This is a genomic window from Telluria sp. GW821-FHT07G12, from assembly GCF_059418525.1.
Window position 1 is genome coordinate 374202 of sequence record NZ_JBWKQA010000002.1, and the last position, 13747, is coordinate 387948.

The window sequence follows — 13747 nt, forward strand, 5'->3', positions numbered from 1 at the left end:
GGTTCCGGAAAGTCAGCGCAGGCTGATCGGGGCGCTGGCGTAGAAGGCGCGGTAGCTGGCGTAGTCGGCGTCGGTGGCGTCCACGAAGCCGAGCGGCTGCGGCGAGCGCACCAGTTCGCCGGCGGCGTCGAGGATGCGGCGGCCTTCCGGGTCCTTGCGCATGCCCAGGAAAGCTTGCGCCACCGCGCGCACGTCGGCGGCCGGCACGCGCGGCGAGGCCATCAGCGCGAGGTCGTTGAAGGGCGCCGAACTCCACAGCACGCGGAAGGACTTGCTTTCGCGCCCGCTGTAATTCTCGACCAGTTGGGAATTCGCGCCGCTGGCACGGGCGCGGCCGGCGAGCACCTGGCTGAAGGCGGCATCCATGTTCCCTGCGAACACGGGGTTGACGTCGACCTTACGGCGCAGCAGCTCGGCGTAGGGAAGCTTGTAGGCGATCAGGGCTTCCGGGCCCGGGAACACGATGGTGCCGCCGGCCAGGTCGGCCAGGCTCCGGACCGGCGAATCGGCCGGCACCACGATCTGCCCGCGCACCGGCGGTGCGTCGCGGCGGCCGAACACGGTCCAGCCCATCTTTTCGCGGTCCGGACTGAACAGGTGATTGGTAAAGGCGAAATCGACTTCGCGCGCCAGCACGTAGCTGGTGGTGTCGGCCGAGGTGCGGCCCAGCTTCAGGTTCAGGCGCACGCCGCTCTTTTCCGAGACGTAGCGGATGATGGGGTTCCAGAAACTGGCCGAGACCTTCAGGTTGTATTGGTTGACCGGCGAAAAATTGTAGCTGTGCGGTTCGGCGGTGGCGCTTGCGGCGAGGGCGCAGGCAAACAGGACGAGACCGGCTTTGGCGATGGAATGCATGGTATGGGGCTTTGCGGCCGGGAGCGGGGGCCAGTGTTTAAAGCCGGGCAAAGTCTGGGCCCGCGACGCACTATATCATATTTCCCTTTTGCAACAAATTATGCATCGATCATTGTTCTTGTAATGCAACGCGGAACCGGCGAGGGCGCCTCGGCGGGGCGCGCTCACCGGGTGGCGCATCAGCGCTGCGGCCGCCGCAGCCGGCGCAGGCCGAGCATGCCCAGTCCGAGGCTGAGCGTGGCCCAGCTTCCCGGCTCGGGCACGGCCGACACCAGGTCGAGGCGCACCGCGTAGCATTCGGTGATGCCGCCGCCGCGGCAGGCGGTCGCGGCGATCTGCTGGGCGCCGTTGATGCCGGAGGCGTCCGTGATCTCCCAGCCGGAGGCCGGGTCGATCAGGGTGTTCAGGTCGACCATGCCGCCGGCGCCCGCGTCGTACAGGAAGCCGTGGTAGCCGTAACGGTCGCTGGAAAGGCTCACTGCGGCGTAACCTACGATCTGGCCGAGCTTGTTGATGTCCCGCGCGCCGCTGTCGTCGACGAAGGCGTCGAGCGCGCCGAGGTCGGTGATGACGCCTCCCTCGTACAGGAAGGCGTGCGAACCGTGGGGGAAGGACGAGGTCGGGATGCCGCCGACCGCCTGGCCGAGGTCGTTGATGGCGTAGATCGCGCTATTGCCGAGGTCCGGCGCACCGATCGGGACCACGCCGCCGCCGCGGAATTCCACGGCGTAGAAGGGATACTCCGGCACCGTGCTTTCGCCCTGGTAGGAGGCGCCGCCGATCAGGCCCTTGTTGTTGATCGCATAGGCATCGCTGCCGGCGCCGCCGGGCAGGGTGCCGAGCCCGGTCATGGTGCCGCCCTCGTAGCGGAAGGCTTGCTGGTAGTAGGCGTCGGGTTCGGCTCCGGTGCTGGCGCTGCCGACGATCACCCCGTGGTTGTTGATGTCCCAGGCCACGCTGCCGCTGCCGCCGAGCGTGCCGAGGTCGTTGAGGCTGGCGCCGGCATACACGAAGGCGTGGGTATTCCCGGCCAGCGTGTTGGCGCTACCGACCACCTGGCCGTAGTCGTTGATGGCGTTGGCAAAGCTGTTGAGGCCGCCGAGCGTGCCGAGGACGGTGTAGCCGCTGCCGGTGTAGACGAAGCCGTTGGTGGCGGCGCCGCTGGTGATGTTGCCGACCACGTCGCCGTAGCGGTTGATGTCGGTGGCGGTACTGCCGAGCCCTCCGACGACGGTGACGTTGTATAGGGGATCCGCTAGTGCGGCGGCGCCGGGCACGGCGAGTACCGCGGCGAACAATAAGCGTGACAGGTGCGACAGGCGCATGCCGGCCTCCATGATGGGTAGTGTAGGGAGAAGAACTGCGCCCAGCTTATGCGGCTCTGCGGTATCGCTGACTGACGAGGATCAGCAGTATGCGCCGTGGATGGGCTGGCGATGCCCGGCGGGAAATAGAAACGGGCGCGCAGAACGCGCGCCCGGGAGGGTATGACTTGTTACTTGTTACTGGTGCGACTGGTGGCTGGCCGTCAGCTTGCGCATCAGCGGCAGCGCCAGCAGCGCAATCACGGTGCAGGCAATCGCGCCCATGCCCAGCTTGTTGAACAGGCTGGTGTAGATCGGCAGGGTCAGCACTGGGTCGGTCAGGTCCTTCGGCACGCTGGCCAGGTTGGCGACCACGCCGCCCAGGTATTGCGAGATGCCGGTGGCGACGAAGTAGGCGCCCATCATGAAGCCGCTCATGCGGGCCGGCACATAGCGCGCCACCATCGCCAGGCCAAGGCCGGACACCAGCAGCTCGCCCAGCGAGTACAGGCCGTAGCCGGCGATCATCACCCAGGAAGAGGTCATGCCCTTGACGGCAAAGGCGCCCGCCACGCCGTAGGCGAAGAAGCCGGCCGCCACCGAGGCGAAGCCGAGCGCGAACTTGCCGGCGATCGACAGATCCTTGCCGGTGCGGCCGGCGAAGGAATAGGCCCAGGCCAACACCGGGCTCAGCACCATGATCCAGATCGCGTTCAGGGCCTGGAACTGCGCCGGCGACCAGGTCCACAGGTGGGCGCCGAAGACGGTGAAGTCGAGGTCGACGTTACGCAGCGCGAACAGCGACAGCGAGGTCGACATCTGCTGGTAGAAGATGAAGAAGAACACGGTCTGCAGGGTCAGCACCAGGGCCGCGATCAGGCCGGCGCGCTCGCTCGGCTCGCTCTTGCGGATCAGGTGCACGAAGATGCCCAGCACCACCAGGCCGGCCAGGTAGACGAAGGCGCGCGCCAGGCCCTGGTTTTCCAGGATCTCGGCCGAACCGAACACCACCGCCACGGCGCCGGCCAGCACGGCCAGCAGCTTGCCGACCTGCAGCGGACGCTCGTCCGGCAGGCTGCCGACGTGGGCGATGGTGGCGCGCATCAGCAGCACGTTGAGCAGGCCGATCACCAGGCCGACGCTGCAGACGGCGAAGGCGGCGTGCCAGCCGAAGTTGTTGCCGTAGCTGGCGTTCACATAATCCTTGATCCAGGGCGTGGCCAGCATCGACACGGTCGAGCCGACGTTCACCGCCATGTAGTACAGGGTGAAGGCGCTGTCGATTTTCGAATCGTCGCCTTCATAGATCTTGCGGACCAGGTTGGCGGTATTGGGCTTGAACAGGCCGTTGCCGACCACCACCACGCCGAGCGCGCAGAACAGGAAGCGGGTGCTCTCGGTCGGCACCGCCATCAGCGCGTAGCCGACGGTCAGGACCATGGCGCCGAGGTACATCGAGCGCTTGGTGCCCAGCACCTTGTCGCCGATCCAGCCGCCGATGGCGGGCGCGACGTAGATCAGGGCCGCGGCGGCGCTCCAGACCAGGTTGGCGCGGCTGTCCTCGAAGCCGAGGCGCTCGACCATGTAATAGACGATCAGCGCCTGCATGCCGTAATACCCGAAACGCTCCCACAGCTCGATCAGAGCGACGGTGAGGAAGGAACGGGTTTGTGTGTAGGGTAGTGGTAGGGTTTCGGTTTTCATGGGTCTCCCGGATTCTCGGATGCCGGTCCTTGTGGGCACAGCAATTCCGGGATGCTACGCGAGCGCGGCCCTTCGCGCAATGCCGGAAAACAGGGCGTAAAGACTGTCGCGGCGGGCCTCGTGCGTTTTACTCTGCCGTGCGGCATGAAAAAACTTGCTGAATATAAAATGGAACGTTGCCCGACTTTGTCCTGACCAACCGAGGACCGAAACGACACCATGAGAGTGCGCACCCACCTGAGCTTGTTGGCCGCGGCGGTCTTCCTGCCGATGATCGTCGGCGCCGGCGTCGCCATCAAGCTGCTGCTGGACGCCGAGCGCCACGCGGTGCTGCGCGGGATGCAGGAGCTGGCGCGCGCCTCGGTGCTGGCGATGGACCAGGAACTGCAGGCGGCACTCGCCTCCGGCCAGGCGCTGGCGACCTCTACCCGCCTGCAGGAGGGCGACTTCGAAGGCTTTTATCGCCAGGCGCGCGTGGCCAACGCCGGCACCGGCCGCGAGACGGCGCTGCTGCGCGAGGATGGCGAGCAGCTGTTCAACACGGCGGTGCCCTTCGGTCAGGCGATCGCGCAGCCGGCGGCCGGCGCGCGGCAGCGCGTACGCGACGTGTTCGCCAGCCAGCGTCCCGCCGTGTCGAACCTGATTGTCGGCAGCGCCACCCGGCGCTACGTGATTTCCGCCGAGCTCCCGCTCACGCTCGACGATGGCCGCCGGGTGCTGCTCGACCAGTGGTTCGACGTCCAGCACCTGAAGCGCCTGCTGCCGCGCGACGTGCCCTCATCCTGGCAGGTGACGGTGTTCGACCGCGAGGGCGCGGCGCTGGCGCACAACGGGGCATCGGGCGCCGCGGTCGGCACACGCGCCGGCCCGGAACTGCTGAAGGCCCTGCGCTCCGGCGCCGCAAGGGTCGAAGTGGCGGGGCGCGGCGGCGAGACGATGGCGGCTGCGCTGGCGAGTTCCGCGCTGTCCGGCTGGACCGCGGTGATCGGCGTGCCGGTCAGCGAACTGGAGGCCACGGCGGCGCGCGCGGTGTCGCTAATCGCGGCGACCCTGCTGTGCGCAGTGGTGCTGGCGCTGGCGGGGGCGATCCTGTTTGCGCGGCGCCTGCTGGCGGCCACCGAATACCTGGGCGCCGCCACCGAAGGCATGGCCGAAGGCTGGCTGCCGCCGCCGGCCGACCTGCGCATCACCGAATTGAACAGCCTGCAGCAAGTCCTGCACGCGGTCTCGCGCCGCCTGCAGAAAGCCGAGACCGGGCGCCGCAAGCACCTGGCCGAGGTGCAGGCGGCGCGCAGCGTGGCCGAGGCCCAGAACCGCGCCAAGGACGAATTCCTGGCCATGCTCGGCCACGAGCTGCGCAATCCGCTGGGCGCGATCAGCTCGGCCATCGCTCTGATACAGTTGGGGGCCGGCGGCCCGGCGGCGGCGCGCGCGCACCAGATCATCGGACGCCAGAGCCGTCACCTGGCCCACCTGGTCGACGAACTGCTCGACGCCAATCGCGTCCTGAGCGGCAAAGTGGTGCTGGCGCTGGCGCCGCTGGACCTGGCCGCCGCTGTGCGCGAAGCGGCCCTGATCCTGCAGACCCAGGGCACGACCGCCGGGCACGAAGTGAGCCTGGATCTCGAACCCATGTGGGTGCACGGCGATCCGACCCGGCTCCAGCAGGTAATTGGCAACCTGGTCGAGAACGCCGCCAAGTACACCCAGGCCGGCGGCCATATCCGCGTCAGCACGCGCCGGCAGGGCGGCATGGCCGAGCTGGTGGTGGCGGACGACGGCAAAGGCATCGAGGCCGAGCTGCTGCCGCGCGTCTGGGACGTGTTCGTGCAGGGCAAGGTGAGCAGCCGCGCCAAGGGCGGCCTCGGGATCGGCCTGGCGGTGGTCAAGTCGCTGGTCGAGCAGCAGCGTGGATCGGTGGCCGTGCACAGCCGCGGCGCCGGGCAGGGCAGCAGCTTCACGGTGCGGCTGCCGCTGGCGCCCGAGGCGGCTGTTGTCGCCGAGCTGCCGGCGCCCGAGACGAGTGCGCTGGACGGCCTGCGCGTGCTGGTCGTCGAGGACAACGAGGACTTGCGCGAGATGATGTGCGCGCTGCTGGCCTCGCGCGGCTGCGCGGTGAGCAGTGCCGCCGACGGCCGGAGTGCGATCGCGCTGGCCAGCAACGCGCTGCCGCAGGTGGCCTTCGTCGACATCGACCTGCCCGATATCTCCGGCCATGAGGTGGCGCGCGCGCTGGCCGGACAGGGCGGCATCAGGCTGGTGGCGGTGACCGGCTATGGCCAGCCGGACGACGTGCGGCAGGCGCTCGCGGCCGGTTTCGACCGCCACCTCAAGAAGCCGGTGCGCCTGGAAGATCTTGAACGCGCAGTCGGCGAGATGGAGCTGGCGCGCTAGATTGTAAATCTGCAACAAAAGAACGCGCCATCTGCCGGGGCCGCCTTCTGCACCGCTTTATTCTCTTTGGCAGCGCTTCCATTTGTCCAGGACAGAATCCCTTGTCGCATACGGCGTCAAGGCGTTCTCTCGAGCCAGGCGCACATCGAGCCCATCCGGGCCAAGCGGCCCCATGTACGATTGAATAAGCTTTGGAGATTATCGACTTGTAAAGTAATCTTGGTTACAAAATGTAGCAAACTCACACATTTCCACGAGAGTCCTTATGGCCGAGTTCAGCCCAGGTTCTACCGTCGGATACCGCGACGACGCCGTCATCGCGGCGCTCTTGCATGGGCGTGGAGTGCATGTGCAGGGCCGGGACAGCGCCGCAGAGCGCGCCGCGCTGGCCGCGCTGGCCCAGAACATGGCCGACGATCCGGAAGCCCTGCTGCAGCGGATTGCCGAGACCGTGCGTGTGCTGTGCGCCGCCGATTCCGTGGTGATTGCGGTGCGCGAGCCCGGGCCGGGTGGAGACGAAATCTGCTGGAATGCGACTGCGGGAGGCGTGGCTGGCCAGGCGGGAAAGCGCTGGCCGCTGCAGGCCTGTCCCTGCGGCGCCAGCGTACTTGCAGACGGCGCGGTGCTGTTCGAGCGGCCGGCGCAGGAATTCGCGTCGGTGCGCGAGGCCGGCGTCCGGGCCGGCGAAGCCCTGGGTGTGCCGTGGCGGGTGCGCGGCCATCCGGCCGGTGCGCTGGTGGCGATGCTGGACGGCGACGACCAGCATTTCGACGCCCATGACCTGCAGCTGCTGCGCGACCTGGCCGGCTTTGCCGCCGCCGCGCACCAGGCCAGCGGCGCCCTGCGCAGCGCGGATCCCGAGCGCCTGGAACGCGAAGTGGAGCAGCGCATGCGGCCCGTGCTCGAAAGCCGCGAATCGCTGCAGCGCGAAGTCGAGGAAAGCCGCGCCGCCGAACGCGCGCTGCGCGAGCACAAGGCCCTGATCGACGCCACCCTCAGCATCAGCACCGTCGGGGTGGTCTATTTCGACCTCGACGGCACCGTCCGCGACGTCAACCAGGCCTACCAGCGCATGACCGGCTACAGCGAGGACGAGCTGCGCCAGTTCGACAACTGGAAGGCGATCACGGCGCCGGCCTTCTGGGAGGCCACGCTGCGCTCCGGCTACGAACTGCGCGACACCGGCTTCACCCGCCCCTACACCAAGCAGATGGTGCGCAAGGACGGCAGCCTGTGGTGGGGCCTATACGCGCCGGCCCGCATCTCCGGCGAGGGCGCGCAGGCGCGCTGCGTCTGCTTCATCCTCGACGTCAGCGAGCTGAAGGAAGCCGAGGCGCGCCTGGCCGAGAGCGAGGAGCGCTTCCGCGCGCTGGTCGAGGGCTTCGGCCAGGCGGTCTGGGAGGCCGACGCCGACGGCAATTTCGTGCTGCCTTCGCCCAGCTGGTGCGCCTATACGGGGCAGCGCGAGGCGGCGTCGATGGGGCGGGGCTGGCTCGACGCCGTGCATCCGGACGACCGCGAGTACGTGCAGCGCGAGTGGCGCGCGGCGATGGCGATGCGGCGCGGGATCAACATGGAGTTCCGCGTGCACGTGGCGATGGGCGGCTGGCGCTGGACCAATGTGCGCGCGGCCCCGCTGTTCGATGCCGACGGCAGCCTGCGCAAGTGGTTCGGCATGAACATCGACATCGACGAGCGGCGCCGCACCCAGGCTGCGCTGGCCGAGAGCGAGCGGCGCTACCGCATGCTGTTCGAAGCGATGGACGAAGGCTTCCTGCTGGCCACCGTGCAGTACGACGGGGAAGGGCGCCCGTCCGGGCTGGCCTATGCGGAAGCGAATCCGGCGGCGGTGCGCATGACCAGCATCCATTACGTCGGTCCGGGCCAGCTGAAGGTGCGCCCCGAGCACGAGCCCTGCTGGCTGGACGCCTGCGCCCAGGTCGCGCGCACCGGCGCCAGCACCCGTTCGCAATGCTTCTCCGAAGCGCTGAACAGCTGGTTCGATTTCTTCGTCTACCCGGTTGGCGGCGACATGCCGCGGGTGGCGATCCTGTTCCATGACATCACCGTGCGCAAGCGCGCCGAGGATGCCCTGCGCGAAAGCGAGGCCCGTTTCCGCGCGCTGGCCGACGCCTCGCCGGCCCTGATCTACCAGTTCGACCCGGACGGGACCCTGATGTACCTGAACCAGCGCGGCGCGGACGGCCCGGACGCGGCAGACGGCGAGGGCTGGCGCGCCCTGGTGCAGCCGGACGACATGCACATGTATCTGGTGCAGGTGTCGGACGGGATCCGCCAGCGCGCCGCCTACAACCAGCGGATCCGGGTGCCGGCGCGCGACGGCAGCTGGCGCTGGTTCGAATCGCACGCCGCGCCCTGGTATTCGGGCGACGGCCAGCACCGCGGCTATGTCGGCATCTCGCTCGACATCACCGGCGCCGTGCAGGCCGAGGACGCGCTGAAGGACGCCGACCGCCGCAAGGACGAATTCCTGGCGACCCTGGCCCACGAGCTGAGGAACCCGCTGGCGCCGATCAGCAACGCGGTGCAGCTGATGCGCCGGCCCGACGGACGCCGCCAGTCGGACCGCGTGGTCGAGATGGTGGGGCGCCAGGTGCGCCAGATCGTGCGCCTGGTGGACGATCTGATGGAGGTATCGCGCATCACGCGCGGCAAGATTGACCTGCGGCTGGAGCGGGTGCCGGTGGCCGAGATCATCCACAGCGCGGTCGAGACCAGCCAGCTGCCGATCGAGCGCGCCGGGCACCAGCTGGCGGTGGCCTTGCCGGAGGAGCCGCTGGTGCTGCTGGCCGACCGTGTGCGCCTGACCCAGGTGTTCGCCAACCTGCTCAACAACGCCGCCAAGTACACCGATCCGGGCGGCCGCATCTGGGTCGACGTCTGGCGCGAGGACGGCCACGCCGTGGCCTCGGTACGCGACACCGGGATCGGCATCCCGCCGGAAGCCCTGGGGCGGGTGTTCGACATGTTCGCCCAGGCCCACCGCTCGGTCGGACGCGGGCAGGGCGGGCTCGGGATCGGCCTGACCATGGTGCGCAGCCTGGTCGAGATGCACCACGGGACCGTGGAGGCGCACAGCGGCGGCGCCGGCATGGGCAGCGAATTCCTGGTGCGGCTGCCGCTGGCGACGCAGGACGAATGCTGCCAGGAGCGGCCCGGCACGGCCCAGGACCGCCCTTACGCCCCCTTTGCCGGGCAGCGCATCCTGGTGGTGGACGACAACCGCGACGCCGCCGATACCCTCGGCCTGCTGCTGGAAGCCGACGGCGCCGAGGTGCGCGTGGTCTACGACGGCCGCAGCGCGCTGTCGATGGCGGAAAGCTTCCAGCCGTCCAGCGTCCTGCTCGACATCGGCATGCCGATCATGGACGGCTACGAGGTCGCGCGCCGCCTGCGCCAGGAAGAGCGCTTCTCAGGCATGCGCATCATCGCCCTGACCGGCTGGGGCCAGGATGCGGACCGCCGCCAGACCCGTAACCGCGGTTTCACGCATCATTTGACCAAGCCGGTCAGCCTGGAGGAATTGCATCGGATACTGACTTAAAGACAAATAAGTGCAGATGGGAACAATTTCCCGGCGTATCGATGCATGCTGCATTTTCTATGCAGTGTGAGTTGGCTAACATCAAAGCCCGAAACCCGCTGATAGACTGAAATCACGTCAAACCCCTGTTGGGAGGCAGCGATGACGTGGATTTCGGAATTTGTCAGATATTTGTCCGTGCTGGGCGACCCGCGGCTCGAGCCAGGCACGATCGAGGGATTGCCCCCGTTCGCACTGCGCCAGACGGCCGATGCCTTGCTGGCGGCCGGCTGGATCACGACCTACGAATACGGCGGCGACGACGCCTGGGTCGACTACGCCCGTGTCGACCTGCGCAAGGGCCGCTCCAAGCTCAAGCTCGAGTGGGACCAGGAGAGCGGCGGCAGCGTCGACGGGCCGCGGGCGGTTCTGGATGCGCTGCGCGTGCTGGATCCCTGGACCCAGGCGCGGCAGCATTGAACGTGGGCATCAAAACTGTTCGTCGGGCCCGAGATAGCGCCACTGTCCCGGCGGCAGTTCGCCCAGCTTGACGCGGCCGATCCGCACCCGCTTCAGGCCGAGCACCTTCAGGCCCACCATGTCGCACATGCGGCGGATCTGGCGCTTGCGGCCTTCCTTCAGCGTAAAGCTGAGCTGGTCCTCGTTCTGCCAGCGCACCTTGGCCGGCAGCAGCGGCTTGCCGTCCATCCACAGGCCGTGATTCAGCTTCTTCAAATCCGCGTCCGGCAGCTTGCCCGGCCTGGTGTACTGCACGCGCACCAGGTATTCCTTTTCGATGGACGTATTCTCGCCGATCAGCTGGCGCGCGATGCGGCCGTCCTGGGTCAGCACCAGCAGGCCGACCGAATCGATGTCCAGGCGGCCGGCCGGCACCAGCGAGCGCAGCTGCGTCGGATGGAACTGCTCGGACGAGGGATCGTCGGCCCAGCGGTTTTCCTGCTTGACCAGCACCACGGCCGGCTTGTAGCCGTCCTCGGCCTGGCCGCTGACGAAGCCGACCGGTTTGTTGATCAGCACCGTCACGCGCTTGGACTGCTCGGCCGCGGCCTGGCGCTCCACCGTGATCTTCTGGTGCGGCAGCACTTTGCTGCCCAGCTCATTGACGACCTTGCCGTCCACGCGGACCCAGCCTTTGGCGATCCAATCGTCGGCTTCGCGGCGGGAGGAGAGGCCCAGTTCGGACATGCGTTTGGATAGGCGTACGGGTTCGGTCATGGTAAATCGAGTAAAAGCGTGAGTATTCGAACGTCATTCCCGCGAAAGCGGGAATCCATGCTGAGCCACTGATCATGCAGGGTATGGATTCCCGCTTCCGTGGGAATGACGGTGGTGTTGTTCAGATCTTCAGTGCATCCAGCAATTCGGTTTCCAACTGCACCTGCACCCGCTGGTTGTTCAGCGCGGCGCCATCGATCAGGAACACGTCCTCGACGCGCTCGCCCAGGGTCATGATCTTGGCGGTGTGCAGGTTGATGCGGTAGCGGGCCAGCACGCTGGCGATCGCGTACAGCAGGCCGTTGCGGTCGTTGGCGGCGATCGACAGCAGCCAGAACTGGCCGCGCTCGTCCGGGCGCAGCTCGACGGTCGGGGCGATCGGGAAGTTGCGCGACATGCGCGACAGGCGCGCACGCAGCGGCGGGCTGAGCGGCTCCTGATGGGTCAGGACTTCGCACAGCTCGTGCTCGATCAGGCTGATGATGTCGCGGTAGTTGTTGGCGAAGTGCTCGTCCGTGATCAGGAAGGTGTCGAGCGCGTAGCCGTCGCGCGTGGTGTGGATCTTGGCGTCGAGGATGGAGAAATTCTTGCGGTCGAAGTAGCTGCAGATGCGCGCGAACAGGTCCGGCTGGTCCTTCACATACACCGTGACCTGCAGGCCCTCGCCGATCGGCGCCAGGCGCGACTTCACCACCGGCTTGTCGCGTCCCAGCTTGTCGTGCAGGGAGCGTGTCTGCCAGGCGATGTCGGAGGCGTCGTGGCGCAGGAAGTAGGCGACGTCGAGCTGCTTCCACAGCGCTTCGTGAGCCTGCGGGCCGAGGCCGAACAGGCGCAGGGTGGCCAGCGCTTCCTGCTGGCGCGCGCGCAGTTCGCGGTCGGCCGACGGTGTTTCGCCGCCCAGCACGCGCAGGGTCATCTTGTACAGGTCTTCCAGCAGCTTGGCCTTCCAGGCGTTCCACACCTTGGGGCTGGTGCCGCGGATGTCGGCCACCGTCAGCAGGTAGAGCGCGGTCAGGTGACGTTCATCCTTGACCAGGCCGGCGAAGGACGCGATCACGTCCGGATCCGATAGATCCTGCTTCTGCGCCACCTGCGACATGGTCAGGTGCTGCTCGACCAGGAAGACCACGAGTTCCGTGTCTTCCGCCGAGATGCCGTGGTCGCGGCAGAACTCCAGCACGTCCGCCTTGCCGAGCTCCGAGTGGTCGCCGCCGCGGCCCTTGGCGATGTCGTGGAACAGGGCGGCCACGTACAGCAGCCAGCGGCGCGGGAAGTTGGCGATCAGCTGGCTGCAGAAGGGGTATTCGTGGGCATGCTCCGTCATCGTGAAGCGGCGCATGTTCCGCACCACCATCATGATGTGCTGGTCCACGGTGTAGACGTGGAACAGGTCGTGCTGCATCTGGCCGATGATGCGGCGGAAGTTCGGCAGGTAGCGGCCGAGCACGCCCATGTCGTTCATGCGGCGCAGCGCATGCACCAGGCCGACCGGGGCCTGCAGGATGCGCAGGAACAGCGCGCGATGCGCCGGATTGGCGCGGAAGGACTCGTCGATCAGGGTCCGCGCATGCCACAGCGCGCGCATGGTGCGCGCCGTCATGCCCTTGATGTCCGGGCGCTCCGTCATCAGCACGAAGATTTCCAGCACGGCCGAGGGATTCGCCTCGAAGGTGTCGTCGGCGGCGATGTCGATGAAGCCGCCCACTTCGTTGAAGCGCTCATTGATCGGCTGCGGCCGCGAATCCTGCGGGAACAGCTGGGCTTCGATGTTCTGCAGCAGGATGGTGTTCATCTGGGTGACGGTTTTCGCCGCCCAGTAGTAGCGCTGCATCAGGTATTCGCTGGCGCGGCGCGCCTCCAGCCCCTGGCCGGTGGAGCTCAGGCCGAAGGTCTCGGCGATCGCGGTCTGGACGTCGAACACCAGGCGGTCTTCGCGGCGCCGGGTCTGCAGGTGCAGGCGGATGCGGATGTCCTTGAAGGCGTATTCCTTCTCCATCAGCTGGCGTGCTTCCGCGCGCGTGATCAGGCCGCGGATCGCCAGCTGGGTCCAGGAATTGCCCAGCCCCGCCGCCTTGGCCACCCACAGGATCACCTGCAGGTCGCGCAGCGCGCCCGGGCTTTCCTTGACGTTCGGCTCCAGGCTGTAGGGCGTGAATTCGTACTTGGCGTGGCGCAGCCGCATTTCGGCCGTCTTGGCGTGGAAGAAGGCTTGCGCGTCCATCGCCTGCAGGTAGCGCCGCTGCAGCTCGGCGAACACGGGCTGGCTGCCGGCCACCAGGCGCGCTTCGAGCAGGCTGGTCTGCACGGTGATGTCGGCCGCCGATTCGCTCATGCACTCGTCGACGGTGCGGATCGAGTGGCCGATTTCCAGGCCCAGGTCCCACAGCAGCTGGACGAAGTTCTCCAGCTTGGCCTGGGTGAGGGCATCGGCCGGCGCGCCGAGCAGGATCAGCAGATCGACGTCGGAATAGGGGAAGAGTTCGCCGCGGCCGTAGCCGCCGACCCCGACCAGCGCCGACTCGGCCGGCAATCCGGCAGCCTTCCAGGCGTCGGCCAGCACCCCGTCGACGCTGTGGCGCAGGCCGCGCAGCAGCTTCTCGGGTTTGCCGTTGCCGCGGAAGTCCGCGATGATCAGGTTGCGCTCATCCTTCAGGCGCTGGCGCAGCTGGACCTGGAGCTGCGGCTGTTCGGTGGTGGCGGTGCCGGTCAT

8 protein-coding genes are annotated in these 13747 nt (G+C 67.7%); 3 read left to right on the forward strand and 5 right to left on the reverse strand.

Features of this window, described 5'->3' with window-relative positions:
- Positions 1–12: 12 nt before the first annotated feature.
- From AC07PE_RS09925 to AC07PE_RS09935, 3 genes are all read right to left on the reverse strand, one after another.
- The gene (locus tag AC07PE_RS09925) at positions 13–855 is read right to left on the reverse strand and encodes a phosphate/phosphite/phosphonate ABC transporter substrate-binding protein (protein WP_498763708.1); all 843 of its coding nucleotides are present in this window, start codon (positions 853–855) and stop codon (positions 13–15) included.
- Between the two features lie 179 nt (positions 856–1034).
- Entirely contained in the window at positions 1035–2180 is a 1146-nt protein-coding gene (locus AC07PE_RS09930) for a DUF3466 family protein (protein ID WP_498763710.1), read from the reverse strand.
- Between the two features lie 177 nt (positions 2181–2357).
- The gene (locus AC07PE_RS09935; protein ID WP_498763712.1) at positions 2358–3863 is read right to left on the reverse strand and encodes a peptide MFS transporter; all 1506 of its coding nucleotides are present in this window, start codon (positions 3861–3863) and stop codon (positions 2358–2360) included.
- A gap of 219 nt (positions 3864–4082) precedes the next feature.
- Between AC07PE_RS09935 and AC07PE_RS09940 the strand changes: the two genes are divergently transcribed.
- The 3 genes from AC07PE_RS09940 (at position 4083) to AC07PE_RS09950 (ending at position 10281) form a co-directional block, all read left to right on the forward strand.
- The gene (locus AC07PE_RS09940; RefSeq protein WP_498763714.1) at positions 4083–6257 is read left to right on the forward strand and encodes a hybrid sensor histidine kinase/response regulator; all 2175 of its coding nucleotides are present in this window, start codon (positions 4083–4085) and stop codon (positions 6255–6257) included.
- 265 nt (positions 6258–6522) lie between these two features.
- The gene (locus AC07PE_RS09945; RefSeq protein ID WP_498763716.1) at positions 6523–9822 is read left to right on the forward strand and encodes a PAS domain S-box protein; all 3300 of its coding nucleotides are present in this window, start codon (positions 6523–6525) and stop codon (positions 9820–9822) included.
- Between the two features lie 141 nt (positions 9823–9963).
- Entirely contained in the window at positions 9964–10281 is a 318-nt protein-coding gene (locus AC07PE_RS09950; protein WP_498763718.1) for a hypothetical protein, read from the forward strand.
- A 9-nt stretch (positions 10282–10290) separates the two neighbouring features.
- Here AC07PE_RS09950 and AC07PE_RS09955 read toward each other — a convergent pair whose 3' ends face one another.
- Both AC07PE_RS09955 and AC07PE_RS09960 read right to left on the reverse strand, forming a co-directional pair.
- On the reverse strand, positions 10291–11037 hold the full coding sequence (locus tag AC07PE_RS09955; RefSeq protein ID WP_498763720.1) for a pseudouridine synthase: 747 nt from the start codon (positions 11035–11037) through the stop codon (positions 10291–10293).
- Between the two features lie 121 nt (positions 11038–11158).
- Positions 11159–13747: a [protein-PII] uridylyltransferase gene (locus AC07PE_RS09960; protein WP_498763722.1), complete on the reverse strand. Its 2589-nt coding sequence runs from the start codon at positions 13745–13747 to the stop codon at positions 11159–11161.

Coding starts and splice junctions, on each gene's coding strand:
- AC07PE_RS09930 (WP_498763710.1), bottom strand. CDS start 2,180: ATGCGCCTGTCGCACCTGTCACGCTTATTGTTCGCCGCGGTACTCGCC.
- AC07PE_RS09950 (WP_498763718.1), top strand. CDS start 9,964: ATGACGTGGATTTCGGAATTTGTCAGATATTTGTCCGTGCTGGGCGAC.
- AC07PE_RS09940 (WP_498763714.1), top strand. CDS start 4,083: ATGAGAGTGCGCACCCACCTGAGCTTGTTGGCCGCGGCGGTCTTCCTG.
- AC07PE_RS09960 (WP_498763722.1), bottom strand. CDS start 13,747: ATGACCGGCACCGCCACCACCGAACAGCCGCAGCTCCAGGTCCAGCTG.
- AC07PE_RS09925 (WP_498763708.1), bottom strand. CDS start 855: ATGCATTCCATCGCCAAAGCCGGTCTCGTCCTGTTTGCCTGCGCCCTC.
- AC07PE_RS09945 (WP_498763716.1), top strand. CDS start 6,523: ATGGCCGAGTTCAGCCCAGGTTCTACCGTCGGATACCGCGACGACGCC.
- AC07PE_RS09955 (WP_498763720.1), bottom strand. CDS start 11,037: ATGACCGAACCCGTACGCCTATCCAAACGCATGTCCGAACTGGGCCTC.
- AC07PE_RS09935 (WP_498763712.1), bottom strand. CDS start 3,863: ATGAAAACCGAAACCCTACCACTACCCTACACACAAACCCGTTCCTTC.